At 34.1% G+C, this 17,151-nt stretch carries 22 protein-coding genes and 1 pseudogene; 18 read left to right on the forward strand and 5 right to left on the reverse strand.

The features are described 5' to 3' along the window. Window positions 1-348: 348 nt before the first annotated feature. From HNP38_RS11945 to HNP38_RS11980, 8 genes are all read left to right on the forward strand, one after another. Window positions 349-1,149 (forward strand): helix-turn-helix domain-containing protein, encoded by an 801-nt coding sequence (locus HNP38_RS11945; protein WP_184189789.1) that lies wholly within the window; start codon window positions 349-351, stop codon window positions 1,147-1,149. Window positions 1,150-1,228: 79 nt separating this feature from the next. Continuing rightward, the gene (locus HNP38_RS11950) at window positions 1,229-1,702 is read left to right on the forward strand and encodes a hypothetical protein (protein ID WP_184189791.1); all 474 of its coding nucleotides are present in this window, start codon (window positions 1,229-1,231) and stop codon (window positions 1,700-1,702) included. Then, window positions 1,699-2,130: a DoxX family protein gene (locus tag HNP38_RS11955; RefSeq protein ID WP_184189793.1), complete on the forward strand. Its 432-nt coding sequence runs from the start codon at window positions 1,699-1,701 to the stop codon at window positions 2,128-2,130. The genes HNP38_RS11950 and HNP38_RS11955 overlap by 4 nt, the downstream gene beginning before the upstream one ends. Further along, a complete protein-coding gene (gene chrA / locus HNP38_RS11960; RefSeq protein ID WP_184189795.1) occupies window positions 2,120-3,250 on the forward strand; it encodes a chromate efflux transporter in 1,131 nt (376 codons plus the stop codon). Before HNP38_RS11955 ends, chrA begins: the two co-directional genes overlap by 11 nt. Window positions 3,251-3,411: 161 nt before the next feature. Then, window positions 3,412-4,149 carry a hypothetical protein gene (locus HNP38_RS11965; RefSeq protein ID WP_184189798.1) on the forward strand — a complete coding sequence of 246 codons (738 nt, stop codon included), beginning with the start codon at window positions 3,412-3,414 and terminating at the stop codon, window positions 4,147-4,149. A 79-nt stretch (window positions 4,150-4,228) separates the two neighbouring features. Then, window positions 4,229-4,525 (forward strand): helix-turn-helix domain-containing protein, encoded by a 297-nt coding sequence (locus HNP38_RS18210; RefSeq protein WP_184189801.1) that lies wholly within the window; start codon window positions 4,229-4,231, stop codon window positions 4,523-4,525. Between the two features lie 72 nt (window positions 4,526-4,597). Next, entirely contained in the window at window positions 4,598-5,686 is a 1,089-nt protein-coding gene (locus HNP38_RS11975; protein WP_184189803.1) for a hypothetical protein, read from the forward strand. A gap of 408 nt (window positions 5,687-6,094) precedes the next feature. Further along, window positions 6,095-6,931 carry a toprim domain-containing protein gene (locus HNP38_RS11980; protein WP_184189804.1) on the forward strand — a complete coding sequence of 279 codons (837 nt, stop codon included), beginning with the start codon at window positions 6,095-6,097 and terminating at the stop codon, window positions 6,929-6,931. Window positions 6,932-7,007: 76 nt separating this feature from the next. On the opposite strand, the gene HNP38_RS11985 is transcribed toward HNP38_RS11980, so the two are convergent. From HNP38_RS11985 to HNP38_RS11995, 3 genes are all read right to left on the reverse strand, one after another. Beyond that, window positions 7,008-7,184, reverse strand: coding sequence for a histone H1 (locus tag HNP38_RS11985; protein WP_184189806.1), 177 nt, complete (start codon window positions 7,182-7,184; stop codon window positions 7,008-7,010). Between the two features lie 168 nt (window positions 7,185-7,352). Further along, complete coding sequence (locus HNP38_RS11990; RefSeq protein ID WP_184189808.1) at window positions 7,353-8,078, reverse strand: YoaK family protein; 726 nt, start codon at window positions 8,076-8,078, stop codon at window positions 7,353-7,355. Window positions 8,079-8,206: 128 nt separating this feature from the next. Beyond that, window positions 8,207-8,887, reverse strand: coding sequence for a Crp/Fnr family transcriptional regulator (locus tag HNP38_RS11995; protein WP_184189810.1), 681 nt, complete (start codon window positions 8,885-8,887; stop codon window positions 8,207-8,209). Window positions 8,888-9,017: 130 nt separating this feature from the next. On the opposite strand from HNP38_RS11995, the gene pckA reads away from it, so the two are divergent. The 6 genes and pseudogenes from pckA to HNP38_RS12025 all read left to right on the forward strand — a co-directional run bounded on the left by pckA (window position 9,018) and on the right by HNP38_RS12025 (window position 13,643). Continuing rightward, a complete protein-coding gene (gene pckA, locus HNP38_RS12000; RefSeq protein ID WP_184189812.1) occupies window positions 9,018-10,601 on the forward strand; it encodes a phosphoenolpyruvate carboxykinase (ATP) in 1,584 nt (527 codons plus the stop codon). Between the two features lie 53 nt (window positions 10,602-10,654). After that, window positions 10,655-11,035, forward strand: coding sequence for a glycine cleavage system protein GcvH (gcvH, locus tag HNP38_RS12005; protein ID WP_184189814.1), 381 nt, complete (start codon window positions 10,655-10,657; stop codon window positions 11,033-11,035). 8 nt (window positions 11,036-11,043) lie between these two features. Next, a pseudogene (gene gcvT / locus HNP38_RS12010) lies at window positions 11,044-12,141 on the forward strand (glycine cleavage system aminomethyltransferase GcvT). Window positions 12,142-12,174: 33 nt separating this feature from the next. Continuing rightward, window positions 12,175-12,564 (forward strand): glycine cleavage system protein H, encoded by a 390-nt coding sequence (locus tag HNP38_RS12015; RefSeq protein ID WP_184189816.1) that lies wholly within the window; start codon window positions 12,175-12,177, stop codon window positions 12,562-12,564. After that, a complete protein-coding gene (locus tag HNP38_RS12020) occupies window positions 12,554-13,150 on the forward strand; it encodes a methyltransferase domain-containing protein (protein ID WP_184189818.1) in 597 nt (198 codons plus the stop codon). Before HNP38_RS12015 ends, HNP38_RS12020 begins: the two co-directional genes overlap by 11 nt. Before the next feature lie 118 nt (window positions 13,151-13,268). Next, the gene (locus HNP38_RS12025) at window positions 13,269-13,643 is read left to right on the forward strand and encodes a VOC family protein (protein WP_184189820.1); all 375 of its coding nucleotides are present in this window, start codon (window positions 13,269-13,271) and stop codon (window positions 13,641-13,643) included. Between the two features lie 427 nt (window positions 13,644-14,070). Here HNP38_RS12025 and HNP38_RS12030 read toward each other — a convergent pair whose 3' ends face one another. Together HNP38_RS12030 and HNP38_RS12035 are read right to left on the reverse strand one after the other, a co-directional pair. Beyond that, complete coding sequence (locus tag HNP38_RS12030; protein WP_184189822.1) at window positions 14,071-14,370, reverse strand: hypothetical protein; 300 nt, start codon at window positions 14,368-14,370, stop codon at window positions 14,071-14,073. 18 nt (window positions 14,371-14,388) lie between these two features. Continuing rightward, window positions 14,389-15,054: a carbonic anhydrase gene (locus HNP38_RS12035; protein WP_184189824.1), complete on the reverse strand. Its 666-nt coding sequence runs from the start codon at window positions 15,052-15,054 to the stop codon at window positions 14,389-14,391. A gap of 764 nt (window positions 15,055-15,818) precedes the next feature. Here HNP38_RS12035 and HNP38_RS12040 point away from each other — a divergent pair. Genes HNP38_RS12040 through HNP38_RS12055 form a run of 4 tightly spaced genes read left to right on the forward strand, consistent with a single transcriptional unit; the run spans window position 15,819 to window position 17,146 of the window. After that, entirely contained in the window at window positions 15,819-16,220 is a 402-nt protein-coding gene (locus HNP38_RS12040; protein ID WP_184189826.1) for a single-stranded DNA-binding protein, read from the forward strand. A 31-nt stretch (window positions 16,221-16,251) separates the two neighbouring features. Continuing rightward, window positions 16,252-16,461, forward strand: a complete 210-nt coding sequence (locus HNP38_RS12045) for an addiction module toxin RelE (protein ID WP_184189828.1) — start codon at window positions 16,252-16,254, stop codon at window positions 16,459-16,461. Window positions 16,462-16,463: 2 nt separating this feature from the next. After that, the gene (locus HNP38_RS12050) at window positions 16,464-16,670 is read left to right on the forward strand and encodes a DNA-binding protein (protein WP_098972190.1); all 207 of its coding nucleotides are present in this window, start codon (window positions 16,464-16,466) and stop codon (window positions 16,668-16,670) included. Window positions 16,671-16,687: 17 nt separating this feature from the next. After that, the gene (locus HNP38_RS12055; RefSeq protein ID WP_184189830.1) at window positions 16,688-17,146 is read left to right on the forward strand and encodes a hypothetical protein; all 459 of its coding nucleotides are present in this window, start codon (window positions 16,688-16,690) and stop codon (window positions 17,144-17,146) included. Window positions 17,147-17,151 lie beyond the last annotated feature (5 nt).

A 17,151-nucleotide genomic window follows, 5' to 3' on the forward strand; every position in this document is an offset into this window, starting at 1 on the left:
CCATCATACATGACTTATTTTCAATAGATTAGTCAATAATGTTTTTTATTAGGAAAGAACAAGTTTATCATCGTAAATCTATTTTCTAGATTGTTAATATTAAGGTAGAACTTTTTGTATTTGTCAGGATAGGCTGCTGCCCGAGGCATAAGTTAGATAGTAAAAAAATAAAAAGGATATAGATTTTCATAGTTTAACAATTCTTTTCAAATTACAAATATAAATTCTTTTGCTATCGAACAGTCAAAATTATATCTTATTCTTTATCCATATGATAATTTATAGTCTATGGATAAAGTAAAAATAATATAACTAATTTTATAAACACAATATAAAAGTCACGGTGAGTTGAAAAAGACTATATCCATAAAAACCAAAATTGAAGCGGCGGCATTATTAAAAGTTGCACCGTTCAGAAAAGAAATTCGCAAGACCGAACCACACAAACACAATAGTTATTTTGAAATTATTTTTCTACGGGAAGGAAGTGGTTTCCACACTATAGACCATACTTCATTTTCAATAAAGCCACCAACCATCTTTTTTGTCCGTAAAGAACAGGTGCATCATTGGGATATGACAGGTACACCAGACGGTTTTGTATTGCTTTTAAAGAAGGGATTTGTCGACCAGTCGATGGACAGCGAACTTAAAAGTCATTTATCCAAGTTAAGCGGCTTAAGTTGCGTCCATATCAAAGAAACTGGAAGTATTGATACATTATTTCAGCTACTCACTATAGAAAAAGAGTTTACCGTTACAGAAGGATTATTAAAGGCTCTATTTGCTAAAATATTGATTGCGGCAAAACCTTTGACAATTAAAACCAGTAAAACCGACGATATAATTGCAGTATTCAGGGAATTGCTCAACCAGACAAACAATCTTCGAAACAATGTTGCCTACTATGCAGAAAAACTTCACACTACACCACAAAACCTCAATGCAATTTGCCGTAAAACACTAGACCAGTCGGCAGCAGAAGTAATTGCAGTGCATATCATTAGCGAAGCAAAAAGGCAATTGATTTATACAGAAAGTAGTGTTTCTGAAATTGCCTATAGTTTGAATTTTAATGACACTTCCCATTTTGTAAAGTATTTCAAACGCTATACAGGGCTTACGCCACAAACTTTCCGAAATACCTAAAATACACTACGGTATTTTCATATATACCGTTCTAAATGATTTATATTGTACGAAATTTGTGTAAAGTAAATTGTAAACAATGAGATATTTAACATCTATACTAATATTTCTTTTTCTTTCGGCTTGTAATCAAAAACAAGAAACTGTTCAGGGACAGTGGATAAAAGGAAACGAGCAGAAGAAACTTGAAACGATAGAAAATCAATTTCGTGGTTTTGATATGGCAATGGTGGAAACCGGCTATCGCTACCAGGAATTGTATTGGGCGGGACAGGACGAAAACTGGAAGTATGCCGATTATCAACTCGAAAAAATCCAAAAGACGATAGAAAATGGATTGGAAAGAAGACCTAAACGGGCACAATCCGCACAGCATTTTTTAACCGTTACACTCCCTCAAATGAGAGAGGCACTAAAAAAAAGAGATACAGTTGTTTTTAATAAGAACTTCCAAATGCTTACCAATAGCTGCGTTAGCTGCCATGCAATGGAAAAAGTACCTTTCTTCACTGTAAAAACTCCAACAGAAAGACAATCACCAATAAGAAAATGATGAAACGAATTTTACAAACAGATAGTTCAAGGTCTACTATATTGATCCGACTAATGGTAGGTTCCGTATTTCTTTCTGAAGGAATACAGAAGTTTTTATTTACTGATACATTGGGGGCAGGTCGCTTCGCTAAAATCGGTTTACCAAATCCTGAGTTTTTAGGTCCGTTTGTTGGCAGTTTTGAAATCGTTTGTGGACTTTTGATTCTTATTGGACTTCTGACAAGATTGGCAAGTATTCCATTGATTATAATAATGATAGTTGCTATTGCAACAACCAAATCGGAAGTTTTGGCAGAAAAAGGATTTTGGGAAATGATGCACGGAAGCCGGACAGATTGGGCGATGCTTTTGGGGAGTATCTTTCTATTGATAAAAGGTGGCGGCCTTTGGTCTATTGATACTAAGATAATGAATAATGGGAAATAAGGTTAGCCAGAAAGAAATTGCTATACTATTTCTCAAATTGGGTTTTATAGGTTTTGGAGGTCCGGCAGCTCACATTGCCATGATGCGGGATGAAGTGGTACTAAAACGAAAATGGATGAGCGAACAGCATTTTTTAGACTTGCTTGGAGCAACCAGCCTTATTCCCGGCCCAAATAGTACGGAGATGGCCATCCATATCGGTTATGACAAAGGAGGTTGGAAAGGGCTCTTGATAGCAGGACTATGTTTTATCCTTCCTGCTGTTTTAGTTACAGGAGTATTTGCTTGGCTGTATCAGCAATATGGAGAATTACCAAAGGTGCAGCCTTTCATTTATGGCATAAAGCCAGCCATTATTGCTATTATAATCGGGGCTGTTTTTCCATTGGCAAAGAAGTCGATAAAATCAACATCTTTAGGAATATTGGGGATTGGGGTATTGATAGGAGCTTTATTGGGAGGCGATGAAATTTACCTTATGTTTGGTGCAGGTTTTCTGGCTTTTGCCTTGCATTACACTCAAAAAAGGAAAGCCGATACTTTGCAAAGTTTTGTTCCCCTTACCTTTCTTCAAATTGTGCAAACAACTTTTTGGACAACCACAAACTCAAAACTATTTTGGTCGTTCCTTAAAATAGGTTCCATACTTTATGGCAGCGGATATGTCCTTTTTGCCTTTTTAGATACGGAACTGGTAGCTACAGGTTTACTTACAAGGCAGCAACTAATGGATGCCATTGCGGTAGGTCAGTTCACTCCTGGACCAGTCTTTTCTTCGGTAACGTTTATTGGATTTCAGATAAACGGACTTTCAGGAGCAGTTATCTCAACGATTGCCATTTTTCTTCCCTCATTTGTTTTCGTGGCATTGCTTAATCCGTTAATGAAAAAGTTACGGAATTCTAAAGGATTGTCTGCCTTTTTAGATGCCGTGAATGTAGCATCGGTAGCCATAATCATAGCTGTGTGCTATAAAATGGGTAAAGAAACCATCACTGATTGGCGAACGATTTTAATTGCAATAGTCAGTACAATTATTGTTTTTAATTTCAAAAAAATTAATAGTGCATTTGTAGTATTAGGTGGAGCAACATTAGGTTATTTTCTTTTCAGAATATAACAAATAATCAATCCCAATATTAGGACCCATTATATTCTATAGTCACAAATCCAATATAAAATTCAGCAACAATACGCAATCAATAATGAGAAACCAAAAACAAAAGACGCGAATATTAAAAATAAATTAGATATTTGTTATTAATTGCAAATTATTACATTATGATCGAAAAATATATATTTGAATCTCATAATTTAATTGTAGATTTTCAAAAAAGTATCAGGAATCATTACCATAAATTTCTAAATTCTAAAATATTTTGGTTATCGGCCTTAATTATTATTCCTGCTTTTCTATTACATTATAACTTGTTCTTTTTTAGAGAGAACCTTTATTTTTTTGCGGTTTATTTTTTGTTAACTATTTTTCTCCTTGGTTTATTGATACCTCCTATAATCTATAAAATTAAAGGCCTGGATTTCTTTGCTTTGAAAAGAAAGCACTTTCAAAAAGAAAAAATCAAACCTATTAATGAAGAATCAATAGTAAATTCATTTAGCGAAGAGCTGACAGAATATCTTTATTACATTATGCATGATGAATGCCGAATTCTGGATATTACCCTTGTTTCAGATAAATTTGACGATCTCCAAAATCATCCCAATCTTTTCTCTCAAAATTATATTATTGACTGCGTGAATAACCTGAAGATGTATAAACATACAGATATGTGTATTTATTTGACTTGCGACCAGAAGGTAGCCGGGTTTATTATCCACGAAATATTCAGGCCTCTTTTAAAAATTGAAACAAAACAGTTGTGCAATTATTTTTATTATTATAAAAACAATGAATTCCGTAAAGTGAATTATGGCTCAATTAATTCAACTTCTAAAAGAAGGGAATTGAATAAAATCAAACCCAAAATTCAGGAGCTCTTGTCGAAAAGTTCTGTTTAAGAAAAATAAAGTTCTAATGCATAACTTTTAACCTTTTCATCTGTCTATACCCATCTATTTTCGTGTCAAATTTTAGAATATGACACCGATTCAGCTACAGCAAGAACTTAATGAGATTAAGAAACTTGTCCATCAAAATTACATTAACAATAAGGAAGTTTTTAATAGTACGGAACTTATTTCGTATTTAAAAATTTCTGAAAGTTTACTTTATAAGCTAACCTCACGAAAGCTTATACCTCATTGCAAACCAACCAATGGAGTGCTTCTATTTTTTAAGGAAGAAATACACGACTGGATTAAACAACATCGCATCTATACTGTTGAAGATGCTCAGCGCATGATAAGGAACCATAAAAGAAACAGGAATAATTAATCACTTTTCCTATGATGATTTATCCTTTAATCCATAAATGTTGTACTAAAGTTATACTAGAATAATAGAGCAATGTCATTTAATGAAACAGAACTAAAAGTTATCCGCAAGGCATTTGAGAATACAAAGCTTCAACAGCAAATACGCCTTGGAAATCATTTTGTAGATGATTTTATTTTTGACGATCACCAGGCGGCGGATATTCCAATAAATGCATTACGTGTAATTTTTAACATTATTTCCATTCTTAGCAATGAGCAGTTCCGCCCTGAAGACCGCCCGAAACAATTGTCATTATTTGATGAGGAATTTGAGACCCAAAATAATGTCTTTGCTTCTATGAAAATCAGAAACAATAAGATTTCTCCAAGCGGATCAACCAGACAGGTTATTGAAGCCTATGAGTTTTTGGCAAAATTCAAAATGGGCTGGTATAAATCTGTTAATTCCAAAGGAAAGGAAATTAGAACTTTTGGAGGACTGATTTCAACTCCGAGCTATGATCAAAGAGGATACACATCTTTTCTTATCAGCAGCTATTGGCTGAAAAAACTTATTGTTATCCCGGAATATAATTATGTTCTCTATAACCTCGTGTATAATATCAAAAATAATAAACATATTATTTTTGCAATCTGGCTTTCCAAGCTACCTGAAAATGGAACGGTTTTAAAACTAATTACTTTCAATGAAAAGTTTGGGTTAAACTATAAAAATGCCAATGATTTTTGTTTCAAATTTCTTAAACCTGTAAGAGCCAATCTTGATCGGTTTAGCAATATATCCTTTAATTACAAATATCTCTCAGATAATATATTTATCCATCCGTACCAAACAAAAAATATTGCAGGAGAAACCTCATCTACTGCTGATACAAATTTAAAAATTACTTATCGTTTGGGGTATTTTAAAAAGAAGTATAAGTTGAATGAACAGGAAATGCCTAGATTTTCCTATCAATATAAAAACATTACGCAGACAAGACAACTTATTGAAAAAGCTTACTGCTGTTTTATAAGAAGTAACAGGCAAAAGAAATTAAAATCATCACACTTCCTGGGAAAGTTATTTTTAGAGGAAATCCAGAAAATAATTATTGAACTGTACAAGGAAACAAAAATGGGAAAACTGCTTCCTAACGGATACCCCGTAATCTTATGAATTCGGAAAAGCACTCATGTCATTTCGGAAAGGCACTCATGTTAAATTCGGAAAAGCACTCGCTGAAGTTAAAGAACTGTTAAAAGTCAAAGATTATTGTGTTCTGATTTCGGAAAAGCACTCACTCGTAGAGTAAAAATTAAGGAATTGTGGATAAGTTTTCGGTTAACAGGTACGGTTTCGGAAAAGCACTCATTCCTGCATAGTTGTTTTTTCGGAAAAGCACTCATTTATATTTCGGAATTGCGCTCATTTCTGATTCGGAAAAGCGCTCATGTCAAAACTGGCTCAAAGCCCCTGATAAAAGGTGTTTGCAGGAATTAGTAAAAGTATATTAAAAAGTAATTAAAAGTCTTTTTTTATTTAAAAGGAAAATTGAGTAATGAATTGCATTAAAAAAAGAAAAAAATGAATTGTGAAGAAATTAAAAAGAATATTGAAATCAGGACAGTCTTAGAATCTTTTAATCTGTTTCCTGTGAAAGAAAATTTACGGACTGCTTTCTATTTTGCATTGGACCGGGAAGAAAAAATTCCCAGCCTTTCGGTGGATTTTATAAAAAATAAAGCATTCGACTTCGGAACAGGAAAAAGTTACGATGTGATCTCAATTGTCCAAACCATTAATAGATGCTCGGTCTCCGATGCTTTAAAATACCTTGGAAAGCTTGGCTTTTCACATGAGAGAACTGAAAAAAACAGTAAGGAAGGTCCGCAAACACTGACTTATGAAGTTTCAAAAATACATGAAATTACCCATCCCGCTTTAGTCAGGTATTTGACAGAAAGAAAAGTTCACAAGCAGAGTCATTTTATAAAGGAAATCCATTTTCGTTTAAGATGGAAAAATTATTTCGGAATAGGTTTTCTCAATGATTCCGGAGGCATAGAAATTAGAAATCAATATTTCAAAATCTGTTTAGGAGATAAAGATGTAACCCTGATTGAAAATAAGGCAGATGAGGTTGCTGTTTTTGAAGGTTTCTTTGATTTCCTGACCTATATGAATATAGAAAATGAAAAGGACTCTAACTCAGATTATCTCATATTAAATTCTACAGCAATGCTTTATAAAGCTGAAAAGAAACTAAACAGATACAATAAAATTTCACTTTTTCTGGACAATGATTCCAATGGAAAAATGACCACTGAAAAAATGATAATAAAATATGAAAATGTAGAGGACTGTTCTCTAATTTACAAGGGTTTTAAAGATCTTAATGAATGGTTTTGTCAGAAGAAATAATGAGTAATTAAGTCCTGATTGCTTACATAGTGAATATTCAAAAATAAAGCTCTCAAAATATTGGGAGCTTTATTGATTATTTCTTACTTTCTTCGACGGAAACTTTTCTAAAATCCTTAAACAGCTTGCTTAATTCTAAAGCGGCTTTTCTTGCTCTCATTCCGGCTGCTTTATTGCCTTTTTCAAGCTGAAGGTTAGACTCTGTTTTAAAAGTTTCAAATTCTGCATTAATTTTTTCTAATAGTTCTTTCATAAAAAATGGATTTTTAAGGTTGCAAATATAGAGTAATCTTGTTTATTTTCTTATTTATAAATAATTATGTCTGTTTTTTTTTACAAATAAAAATAAATAAACTTCTAAAAATGGTTAAAGCTTGTTCCGGATTATATCTTTCAAAATATTAAAACAAGAAAAATAGAGCTATCTCAATTTTCTTTTTAGGTGATAATACCGGAACAATAATCGGTCATACCATACAGCAAATAATAATAAACCGGCAGGGATAAGAAGAGTTTTCAATTGAAAATGCTGATAGACAAGTGCTCCAAGTATTCCACCCAAAAAGAAGCAGCTGATGATCATGAGCTTTAAAAAAATGCTTTTGTTTAATTGTATTTTTCTTCCTTTTTCCCCATGAAAAAATAGCTGAGACAATTCGATTCCCAGATCTGTAAATAGTCCCGTAAGATGGGTAGTTCTTACTACGGACTGCGAAACACGGGTAACAAGAGCATTTTGCAGTCCCATCGCAAAAAGCAAAGCCGAAGAAATTATTAATGGTACAGAAGGACGATCTGGTAATAATTCATTTGAAAAACCAATGGCAAACATGATCACAATTTCAACAGATAAGGGAATAATATAAGAGGTATGAGACTTCTGTTTTGAAGCCCATTCCATAATGACTCCTGAAACAAAGGCCCCCAATAGGAAAAACAGGATGTATAACAAATAAATGAACGCCATTTTATAATTCCTTACAAATAACTGTTCTGAGAAATAAGCAAAGTGTCCCGTTACATTAGTGGTTAAGGTGCTTACAGCAAGAACTCCTGTAATATTCACTAACCCTGCAACACAGGATAAAATAGAGGCCAGTTTTAAATTATGGGAATATGTTCGTCCTTTCCCTTTATGTCTAAACATAAATCTTCCCTTATGTTAATTATACATTACAAATGTTATAGAAGAAAAATAATTCTTTATGCAAGTTTATTCTCTATCCTTCATGAATCATGAAATCTTCAAAACATTTAAAGATCTTATTATCCTCATTAGAGATTGGCAATACGTGTCAATCTGTCTATATCTTTCAGCTGTATTTTCCTTCCTTCCATAGCAATAAGCTGTTCTTCCCTAAAATCATGAAGGATACGGGCTAATGTTTCTCTTGCTGTTCCCACCATATTGGCTAAGTCAACGCGGGATAAGGTAATATATACATTTTCAATAGTATTGTTTGATTTGTATTTATTATGAAGAATCAATAAGCTAAGTGCTGCACGCTCCCTGACAGTTCGTTGGGACAAAATAGTCATCAGGTTAGCCATTACACTAAACTCATGGCTCAGGCTTTTAAGAAGAAATCTGGAAAATACCACGGATTGATCAAGAATATGTAAAAAATCTTTTTTGGGGATAAAAGCAACAACAGAACTTTCAATGACTTGGGCTGTATCCCCATAAGAATAATCACTTAAGATGGCTGAATATCCAAAAAACTCCCCTGCATTATAAATATAAATAATCTGCTCCCTTCCGTCATTGTCGACCTTATATTTTTTCACCTTCCCTTCCTTTAAATAAAATATACCATTAGGAATAGTTCCTTCAGTAAATATGGCTTCGTTTTTACGGTAGTTTTTAACCTGCATCACTTTTTGAAGCATTTCCTTATCATATTCAGAAAGCTCCTCAAAAAGATATTGATTATTAAAAATAAATTTTGAAATCATGATTTTCTAATTTACACATTTTTACCCTAACTTAAATTTGACTTAAATCACACTTACAAAAGACTTATATCCTTCCTGTTTCCTCCTAGAGTATCTATTTTTACAACGATAAGCAAACCTTAATTCATCTATGGAATATTTAGAATCTCTAAAAAATATTGGAATTATACCTGAGAAAGAAGTATATTGGAATTTATCTGTACCCCAGCTGATCTCCCAGACCCTGAAAAAAAATCAGGGAGTTATCACAAGTTCAGGAGCTTTGGCTTGTGATACGGGTGAATTCACAGGACGTTCCCCGAAGGACAAATACATTGTCTTGGACGATAAAACCAAAGATTCTATATGGTGGGGTGAGGTTAACCATTCATTTCTGCCCGAAGATTTTGAAAGGTTGTATGATAGTATTATAACCCACCTTTCCGGTAGGGATATGTATGTTAGGGATGCCTACGCTTGTGCAAAACCTGAATACAGGCTGAACATAAAAGTTATTACTGAAACGCCATGGTCAAATTTATTTGTTAACAATCTTTTTCTAAGACCTACAGAAAAGGAACTGGAAACCTTTCAGCATGAGTGGCTGATCCTTAATGCTCCTGAATTTAAGGCTAATCCTGAAATCCATAAAACCCGTCAGCATAATTTCACGATTATCAATTTCACCAGAAAAATAATTCTTATTGGAGGAAGTGCCTATACCGGGGAAATTAAAAAAGGAATTTTTACGGTACTCAATTATCTGCTTCCTCATGAGAAACAGGTATTATCGATGCATTGTTCAGCAAATATTGGAAAAGACGGAGATACATCTGTGTTTTTTGGTCTTTCTGGAACTGGGAAAACTACGCTTTCAGCAGATCCTTCAAGAAAGTTAATTGGTGATGATGAACACGGGTGGGATCATGAAAGTGTTTTTAACTTTGAAGGAGGTTGTTACGCCAAATGTGTTAATCTGAGTAAAGAAAAAGAACCGCAAATATTTTCAGCAATCCGTTCAGGAACTTTACTTGAGAATGTCCGGTTTTTTGAAGGAACAGATAATGTTGATTATGATAACGTTTCAGTAACAGAAAATACACGAGCCGCTTATCCGATTGACTTCATTGATAATGCGGTGCATCCTTCCATAGGGAAAACTCCTGATCATATTTTCTTTTTAACCTGTGATGCATTCGGAGTTCTTCCTCCCATATCAAAATTATCGGTAGGGCAGGCTATGTATCATTTTATTTCAGGTTATACTGCAAAAGTGGCTGGCACTGAAGCTGGTATTACAGAACCACAGACAACCTTTTCGGCATGTTTTGGCAAGCCTTTTTTACCGCTTCATCCTACAAAATATGCGGAGTTGTTAGGAAAGAAGCTAAAGGGAAGTAACATCAATGTTTGGCTCATTAATACTGGTTGGTCCGGAGGTGCTTACGGTACAGGAGAACGTATAAAGCTGGCTTATACCAGAGCTATGATATCGGCAGTGCTTGAAAATAGACTGCAACACGTAGATTTTGTACAAGATTCTGTATTTGGACTTCAAATACCTGTAGAGTGTGAAGGCGTTCCCTCAGAAATTCTAAATCCTAAAAATACCTGGACAGACCAGGCAGCATATGATGAGAAAGCACAGCATTTGGCTTCGCAATTTGTACAAAACTTTAAGTCTTTTGAATCTTTTGCTGACCAGGAAATTTTAAGCGGAGGACCACTAATCTAAAAATGGGATAAACTCATAGAATAAACATATAAATAATAACAAGAACGAACATAATGAAGATTCCTGAGAACCTCCTGTATACAGAAGATCACGAGTGGGTAAGACTAGAAAATGAATTTGCCTATATTGGAATTACCGATTTTGCTCAGCATGAATTAGGCGATATTGTATATGTTGAAATAGAAACTTTAGGAGAAAATCTAAAACAGCATGAAGTATTTGGAACTGTAGAAGCGGTAAAAACTGTGTCTGATCTGTTTCTTCCTCTTGCCGGGGAAATACTGGAGATTAATCCAAAATTAGAAGCCAATCCCGAATTGGTAAACTCAGATCCTTACGGAGAAGGCTGGATGATTAAAATTAAGGTTGAGAATCTGTTTGATGCAGAAGGATTATTGAGATCAGCGTCATATGCATCATTAATAGGGGGATAATAGGAAATATGAAAACTCTAAAATTAAAGAAAACGGCATTTAACGCCATACATCATGCACTTGGAGCAAAAATGGTAGAATATGCAGGCTATGAAATGCCTGTACAATATAAAGGAGTGACTCATGAGCATGAGACAGTAAGAAATGGAGTTGGGGTCTTTGATGTTTCGCATATGGGAGAGATCTCGGTGCAAGGGAAAGGTTCTTTAGAGCTTATCCAGAAAATCACCTCCAATGACGCATCAAAACTTTATCCCGGAAAAGTACAGTATAGCTGTATGCCCAATGATACAGGAGGGATCGTTGATGATCTACTGGTTTATAAAATAAGCAAAAATGATTACCTATTGGTAGTTAATGCCTCCAACATACAGAAAGATCTGGACTGGATAACAAGACACAATACTTTTGGAGCAGAAGTAACGAATATTTCAGATTCCGTTTCTTTATTGGCTGTTCAGGGACCGAAAACAGTAGAAGTCTTACAGAAGCTGACCGATATTAATTTAAAGGAGATGGAATCTTATACATTCACCATTGGTGAATTTGCTCACATTCCGAATGTTTTGGTTTCAGCAACGGGATATACAGGGGAACAGGGATTTGAAATCTATGTGGAAAACAAATATGCAGCTCATTTATGGGAAGCTATATTTGAGGCCGGAAAAGATGAAGGTATTGAACCCATTGGACTGGCTGCAAGAGATACATTACGTCTGGAAATGGGGTATTGTTTGTATGGAAATGATATTGATGATTCTACTTCGCCCTTGGAAGCAGGTCTGGGTTGGGTAACAAAATTTACCAAAGATTTTGTTTACAGTGGATTCCTGAAAATTCAAAAAGAAAAAGGAGTTACTAAACAGCTGGTTGGCTTTGAAATGAAAGATAAAGGAATTCCCCGTCATGGCTATGAAATTTGAGATCATAATCATCAAATTATTGGAACAGTTACCTCGGGTACCATGTCTCCAATAGTAAAAAAAGCGATAGGAATGGGGTATATTTCTGCTGAAAATTCTAAAATAGGAAGTGAGATTTTTATTAATGTCAGAAATAAGCCGATTAAGGCTGTCGTTGTTAAAACCCCATTTATTAAAAAATAAATTAAACATAAAATTAATTAGATAAATTGTTCTATGCTTGTTCCCAAAAGCCTTTATTATACCAAAAATCATATATGGCTGAGAAAAATAGGATTGTATGATTTTTGTATTGGTATCTCAGATTTTGCTCAAAAGGAAATTGGAGAAATTCATCTGATTGAATTTAGTAAACATATGAGTCGGCAAGGAAATATCATAAGAAAAGGAGATTGCTTAGGAGCTGTTTATGGAATCAATAAAACCTTTGATCTCGTAGCTCCCTGTGACTGTAAAATTATGGAAGTCAATGGAAATATAAACATAAAGCCTTCCCATATCAATACAGATCCTTATAATTGTTGGTTTGTGATTCTTTCCATTGATGTCTCAACGGAAGAATTGTTAACATATGAAGATTATATACAGATAACAAATGATTTTTAAACAGCTTAGGCAGAATATAGATGTAAAGGATGCCGTTTTTAATGAAATATATCCTCCGGGTATACAGGCAGTAGCAGATATGCACTGGACACCTGTTGCTGTGGCTAAATTAGCCGCAGAGTATCTGGTAGAAAAACCTGGCAGGAAAGTGCTTGACATTGGATCGGGAGCAGGGAAGTTTTGCCTGGTGGGTGCAGCTTCTACAAATGGATTTTTTTTTGGAGTGGAACAAAGACCTTCCCTTACTAAAATATCAAAGAAAATAGCAGAAAGACACAGTATCACTAATGTAGAATTTATCAATTCCAATATCAATGAAATTAGTTTTTCTGATTACGAAGCCTTCTACTTTTTTAATTCTTTTTTTGAAAATATAGATATTTTACATCCGATTGATGATACCATACTACCTGATAGTGATCTCTATCATGCTTATTCGGATTATGTGAAAGAACAATTACATAAAACTCCCGTTGGAACCCGCTTAGTCACTTATTGGAGCAAATGGGACGAAATCCCAAGTAACTTTGAACTGGTGGACTCTGCCTGTAATGGTTTTTTAAGTTTTTGGAAAAAGGTATCCTAACCCAGTTTAGGAAAAGAAATGAGAGTAAAATAATAAGCTGTTAAAGCAGCCTAAGTGTAAAACTATCATTCTGAAAAAAGTTATATTTGTGATTAAACTAACGACAATAGATCAAAGTATGAAAAAAGTAACAGGTATTGGCGGAATATTTTTCAAGTGTAAAGATCCTAAAGCATTGAAAGAATGGTACAAAACCCATCTTGGAATTGATATCAATGATTATGGCGCAACTTTCAACTGGAAAGATATGGCAGATTCAAATCCAAAAGGGTCTCTAACATGGAGCCCTTCACCTGAAACAACTAATTATTTTGAACCATCTGCCAGAGAATTTATGATCAATTATACGGTTGCTGACCTGGAAACTTTGGTTGAACAGCTCAGGAAAGAAGGGGTAACAATTCTTGATGAGATTGAAACATACGATTTTGGTAAATTTATTCATATTCTTGATATCGAAGAGAATAAAGTAGAGCTTTGGGAGCCTAAGTAATAATGAGTTAGATTCAATTTTTAATAAACAGAAATACATAGGTCTGAATATTATGTATATTTTTTTGGTATTACTGCAATTTTGTAGTAATACCTTTTTTGTAAGTGATTTTATTTAGAATCACTATATTTGAAACGAAAACTTTTCCAACAATCATCATTTTTGAGTCTCCTTAATGAGGAGGCTTTTTAGTTGTTATTTGATAAGTTTAAAAAAGATTTTATAAATTATCTTCCTCTGAATATTGTTAGTGACTTTTGATAACAAAATGGGATTTAGGATATATATGATGCTTGTAGGTTATAATTTGTCCTAATATTAGCATTATGATTGCTCTCGCCTAAAAGGTTGTAAGGAAAAGCCCAGAACTTTTAAAAGTTTAATAGATATAAGTGAAATGAAAGTACAATAAAATAAGATATTGAAATCAAGCTTCAGGAGGAGGCGAGAATATGGAAAGTAAAGGAGACAGATGAAAAGAATCATCTATCAGCACAAAAGATCTGCCTTTAAGGTAAGGCTCAAAAAACTTCAGGTGGTCAAAGACTTCTAAAATTTTTGGAAGTATCTTTTCGTAAACAATAAGAGAAGTTGGGTTAGAATGCTGTTCTTCCTCATTTATAATAACATTTGTCCTTAGAATTTCCCAGCCTGCAATTGCTCCAATGCTTGGCAGTGCAGTAAAGTTTAGGAAAAACAATAATGTAATAATACTCCAGAATTTCATTTTACATTCCTTTAAAAGCTATTTTTTTCTGCTCATCATCCAATCTGATTCAGTAAGATTATAAATTTTTTGGATGTCTTTTAATACTTTTTCAAAATCGATCTCTAAATCAATAATTTTACCTGTTCTAAGGTCAAATACCCAGCCATGCACAATAGGATGCTCCTCTAATATGTATCTTTCCTGTACACAGGCCATTTTAGTAACGTTAATACATTGTTCCAGAACATTAAGTTCTACAAGTCTGTCATAACGTTTGTTATCATTACTGATAGCATCTAATTCGGCTTGATGTAGTCTATACACATCTCGGATATTTCTTAACCAGGGATTCAGTAAACCAAAATCCTGAGGTGCCATTGCTGCTTTTACACCATCACAATGATAGTGCCCACATACAATAATGTGTTTTACTTTAAGATGTTCTACCGCATATTGAATGACTGCTGTAGAATTCATATCTAAAGTATTGACTACATTGGCAATGCTTCTATGGACAAAAACTTCGCCTGGCCTGGCGCCCATTATTTCTTCCGCTGTAACTCTGCTGTCTGCGCTCCCAATGTATAAATATTCGGGGGTTTGCGGTTTAGTAAGTTTTGCAAAGAAATCTGAATCCTGAGAAAGCTTAGACTCCACCCACTTTCTGTTGTTCTCAAAAATAACTTCGTACGATTGTGTCATAATTATATTGTTAAAAGATTATAATTACTTGTTTCGTCTGAATTATTTTCAAATTCGATAGATTGAATCAATCGATTGCAAAGCTATGACTTTTAGTTTAATGATAAATGTTTTTAATAAATTTTTATTGTTAAAATAAGTAAGAAGGTTCAAATTAAATTTGTAAGGGTTCTTACTGCTTTTCTTTCAGTGTTTGGAAAAGATTTAAAGCCTGATTTATCATGCACCCTTGGTGTTAACCTGAACCTGCAATTTATCAAGAAACAATGCTAATATTCTTTTTTCACCTGTTGCTTAGATAGGAATAGTACTTGTGAAATTAATTCTAACTGAAGCAGTGCTTTTTACTGTAGCAAATGTAGTACAGCATCATACACTCAAAAAAATCTTTTTGGGTTTCTAAAAAAATTCTTTCCATTTCATTCCAACAATTTTTTCAGACACTCCTGAATCCTCCGGACAAAAAGATTTCGGAGCCCTTAACATTAATCATTCTTTCAAATGCATGGATTGGGTTTTAAGTGCCTGATCCTGAACTATGCTCATTGGCAAAGAAAAAAGCCGGAACCTCAGTTAGACGAATCAATTAGATCACAGACGTTCTTTGACATCAACGGAAAAACAAAGGAAAACAAGGATTAATACTGCCTTTTCTATTTAGAATAAAGTATTTCAAAAAGCCGAGTGTCCTCGATACCAAATCAATTGACCTCGAAAATTTATAGCTGAAAAAAAGTAATGATTAACAATTAAAACAAAATATTATGAACACAATTGTCGGTAGAAATACCAGAAACGCAGAAATCAACACATTGAAAAACGACAGACAGGTCGTGAACTTTTCAGTAGCCATCAATGACAGCTACAAAACCAAGCAGGGAGAGCGCAGAGAACTAACCACGTATTATAACTGCTCATATTGGATAAACCCAAATGTTGCCAAAATCCTTACCAAAGGAACTTTAGTAGAATTATCAGGTAGAGTGAGTTCAAATGCATGGATAGGGAAGGATGGGGAAATCCATTCAGGACTGAACTTCCATACATCAAGCATTAAGCTACATGGTGGTAGTGGAAAAAATTCTGAAAGCGAACCGAAGCAAAATGTAACACAAGAAACAGGTAATCCTTTTGCAGGGGATACGGATGATGATTTACCATTTTAATAATTAACCCAAGATTACCTTAAAAAAACTTATGGAATCACAATATAATTTTCAGATGAAATCCCGAAATGACCGAACAGAATGGGAGCAGGTAGCAATATACCTCAAAATCCAGTGTGACAGGGCAACTGCGATACACTATGCAAGAAGTTTGTCACTAAAATTTAACAAGGAAATCCGATTGACACAGGGTGCAGACCCCATGAAAACAAGTGGAACTTATATTTATGAAAATCCCTGAAAATGAAAACAAAATCAAGAACCGAAGCCAAAAAACTGGCAAAAGCGTATAGCTATAATAAAGAGTACGCAGATGTGCCTGTATATATAATTTACTGTAACCGATCAGAAAAGTATTATGTAGATACAAACAGCCTGATACGTCTTTGGGAAACACTTATCGGCTACTACATTAATGGGGTTTTTACCTCTGTAAAGAATAATTCATAACATAAAAAAACAAAAAAATGAAACGATCTGAAATACCAACACCCTATTTAATGATAAAAGCCAATACCAACAGCGAATGGGATTACTGTGACTTCGCCATCATTTCTCTTTCAGAGGACTGGAAAAAAGAACAGCAGAAACGGATTGAAAATATTAAACCTTTTTCTGATGATTATATGCTTCTTTCGATGATATACAGTGATGCATCCATTACATTTTATAAGGATGATAATGAGATATGCCTCGATTCCACAGATTTATTAGAGGATAGAATATGGTCTTTTGTGAAACTGGACGAAGAAACACGGGAAAAGCTATCCGTACCTGAAAACAGATTGACTTCCCATACACTCCATGTATTTAAAAGTGGCTATGCTCTGTACCAGACTTACGGTAAGCATACAGGCGAAGATTTCTGGACAGAAGATTTTCCCTTAGAAGAACTTATAAAAAATGACACCAACCTTACAAATTAACAAAT

The sequence above is a fragment of the Chryseobacterium defluvii genome, assembly GCF_014204415.1.
In the GTDB taxonomy this organism is placed as follows: Bacteria; Bacteroidota; Bacteroidia; order Flavobacteriales; family Weeksellaceae; genus Chryseobacterium; species Chryseobacterium defluvii_A.

Coding starts and splice junctions, on each gene's coding strand:
- HNP38_RS12050 (WP_098972190.1), top strand. CDS start 16,464: ATGAAAACAAAATCAAGAACCGAAGCCAAAAAACTGGCAAAAGCGTAT.
- HNP38_RS11975 (WP_184189803.1), top strand. CDS start 4,598: ATGTCATTTAATGAAACAGAACTAAAAGTTATCCGCAAGGCATTTGAG.
- HNP38_RS11985 (WP_184189806.1), bottom strand. CDS start 7,184: ATGAAAGAACTATTAGAAAAAATTAATGCAGAATTTGAAACTTTTAAA.
- HNP38_RS11995 (WP_184189810.1), bottom strand. CDS start 8,887: ATGATTTCAAAATTTATTTTTAATAATCAATATCTTTTTGAGGAGCTT.
- HNP38_RS11990 (WP_184189808.1), bottom strand. CDS start 8,078: ATGTTTAGACATAAAGGGAAAGGACGAACATATTCCCATAATTTAAAA.
- HNP38_RS11965 (WP_184189798.1), top strand. CDS start 3,412: ATGATCGAAAAATATATATTTGAATCTCATAATTTAATTGTAGATTTT.
- HNP38_RS12045 (WP_184189828.1), top strand. CDS start 16,252: ATGGAATCACAATATAATTTTCAGATGAAATCCCGAAATGACCGAACA.
- HNP38_RS12040 (WP_184189826.1), top strand. CDS start 15,819: ATGAACACAATTGTCGGTAGAAATACCAGAAACGCAGAAATCAACACA.
- HNP38_RS12055 (WP_184189830.1), top strand. CDS start 16,688: ATGAAACGATCTGAAATACCAACACCCTATTTAATGATAAAAGCCAAT.
- chrA (WP_184189795.1), top strand. CDS start 2,120: ATGGGAAATAAGGTTAGCCAGAAAGAAATTGCTATACTATTTCTCAAA.
- pckA (WP_184189812.1), top strand. CDS start 9,018: ATGGAATATTTAGAATCTCTAAAAAATATTGGAATTATACCTGAGAAA.
- HNP38_RS11950 (WP_184189791.1), top strand. CDS start 1,229: ATGAGATATTTAACATCTATACTAATATTTCTTTTTCTTTCGGCTTGT.
- HNP38_RS12015 (WP_184189816.1), top strand. CDS start 12,175: ATGCTTGTTCCCAAAAGCCTTTATTATACCAAAAATCATATATGGCTG.
- gcvH (WP_184189814.1), top strand. CDS start 10,655: ATGAAGATTCCTGAGAACCTCCTGTATACAGAAGATCACGAGTGGGTA.
- HNP38_RS11955 (WP_184189793.1), top strand. CDS start 1,699: ATGATGAAACGAATTTTACAAACAGATAGTTCAAGGTCTACTATATTG.
- HNP38_RS12020 (WP_184189818.1), top strand. CDS start 12,554: ATGATTTTTAAACAGCTTAGGCAGAATATAGATGTAAAGGATGCCGTT.
- HNP38_RS12025 (WP_184189820.1), top strand. CDS start 13,269: ATGAAAAAAGTAACAGGTATTGGCGGAATATTTTTCAAGTGTAAAGAT.
- HNP38_RS12030 (WP_184189822.1), bottom strand. CDS start 14,370: ATGAAATTCTGGAGTATTATTACATTATTGTTTTTCCTAAACTTTACT.
- HNP38_RS12035 (WP_184189824.1), bottom strand. CDS start 15,054: ATGACACAATCGTACGAAGTTATTTTTGAGAACAACAGAAAGTGGGTG.
- HNP38_RS18210 (WP_184189801.1), top strand. CDS start 4,229: ATGACACCGATTCAGCTACAGCAAGAACTTAATGAGATTAAGAAACTT.
- HNP38_RS11980 (WP_184189804.1), top strand. CDS start 6,095: ATGAATTGTGAAGAAATTAAAAAGAATATTGAAATCAGGACAGTCTTA.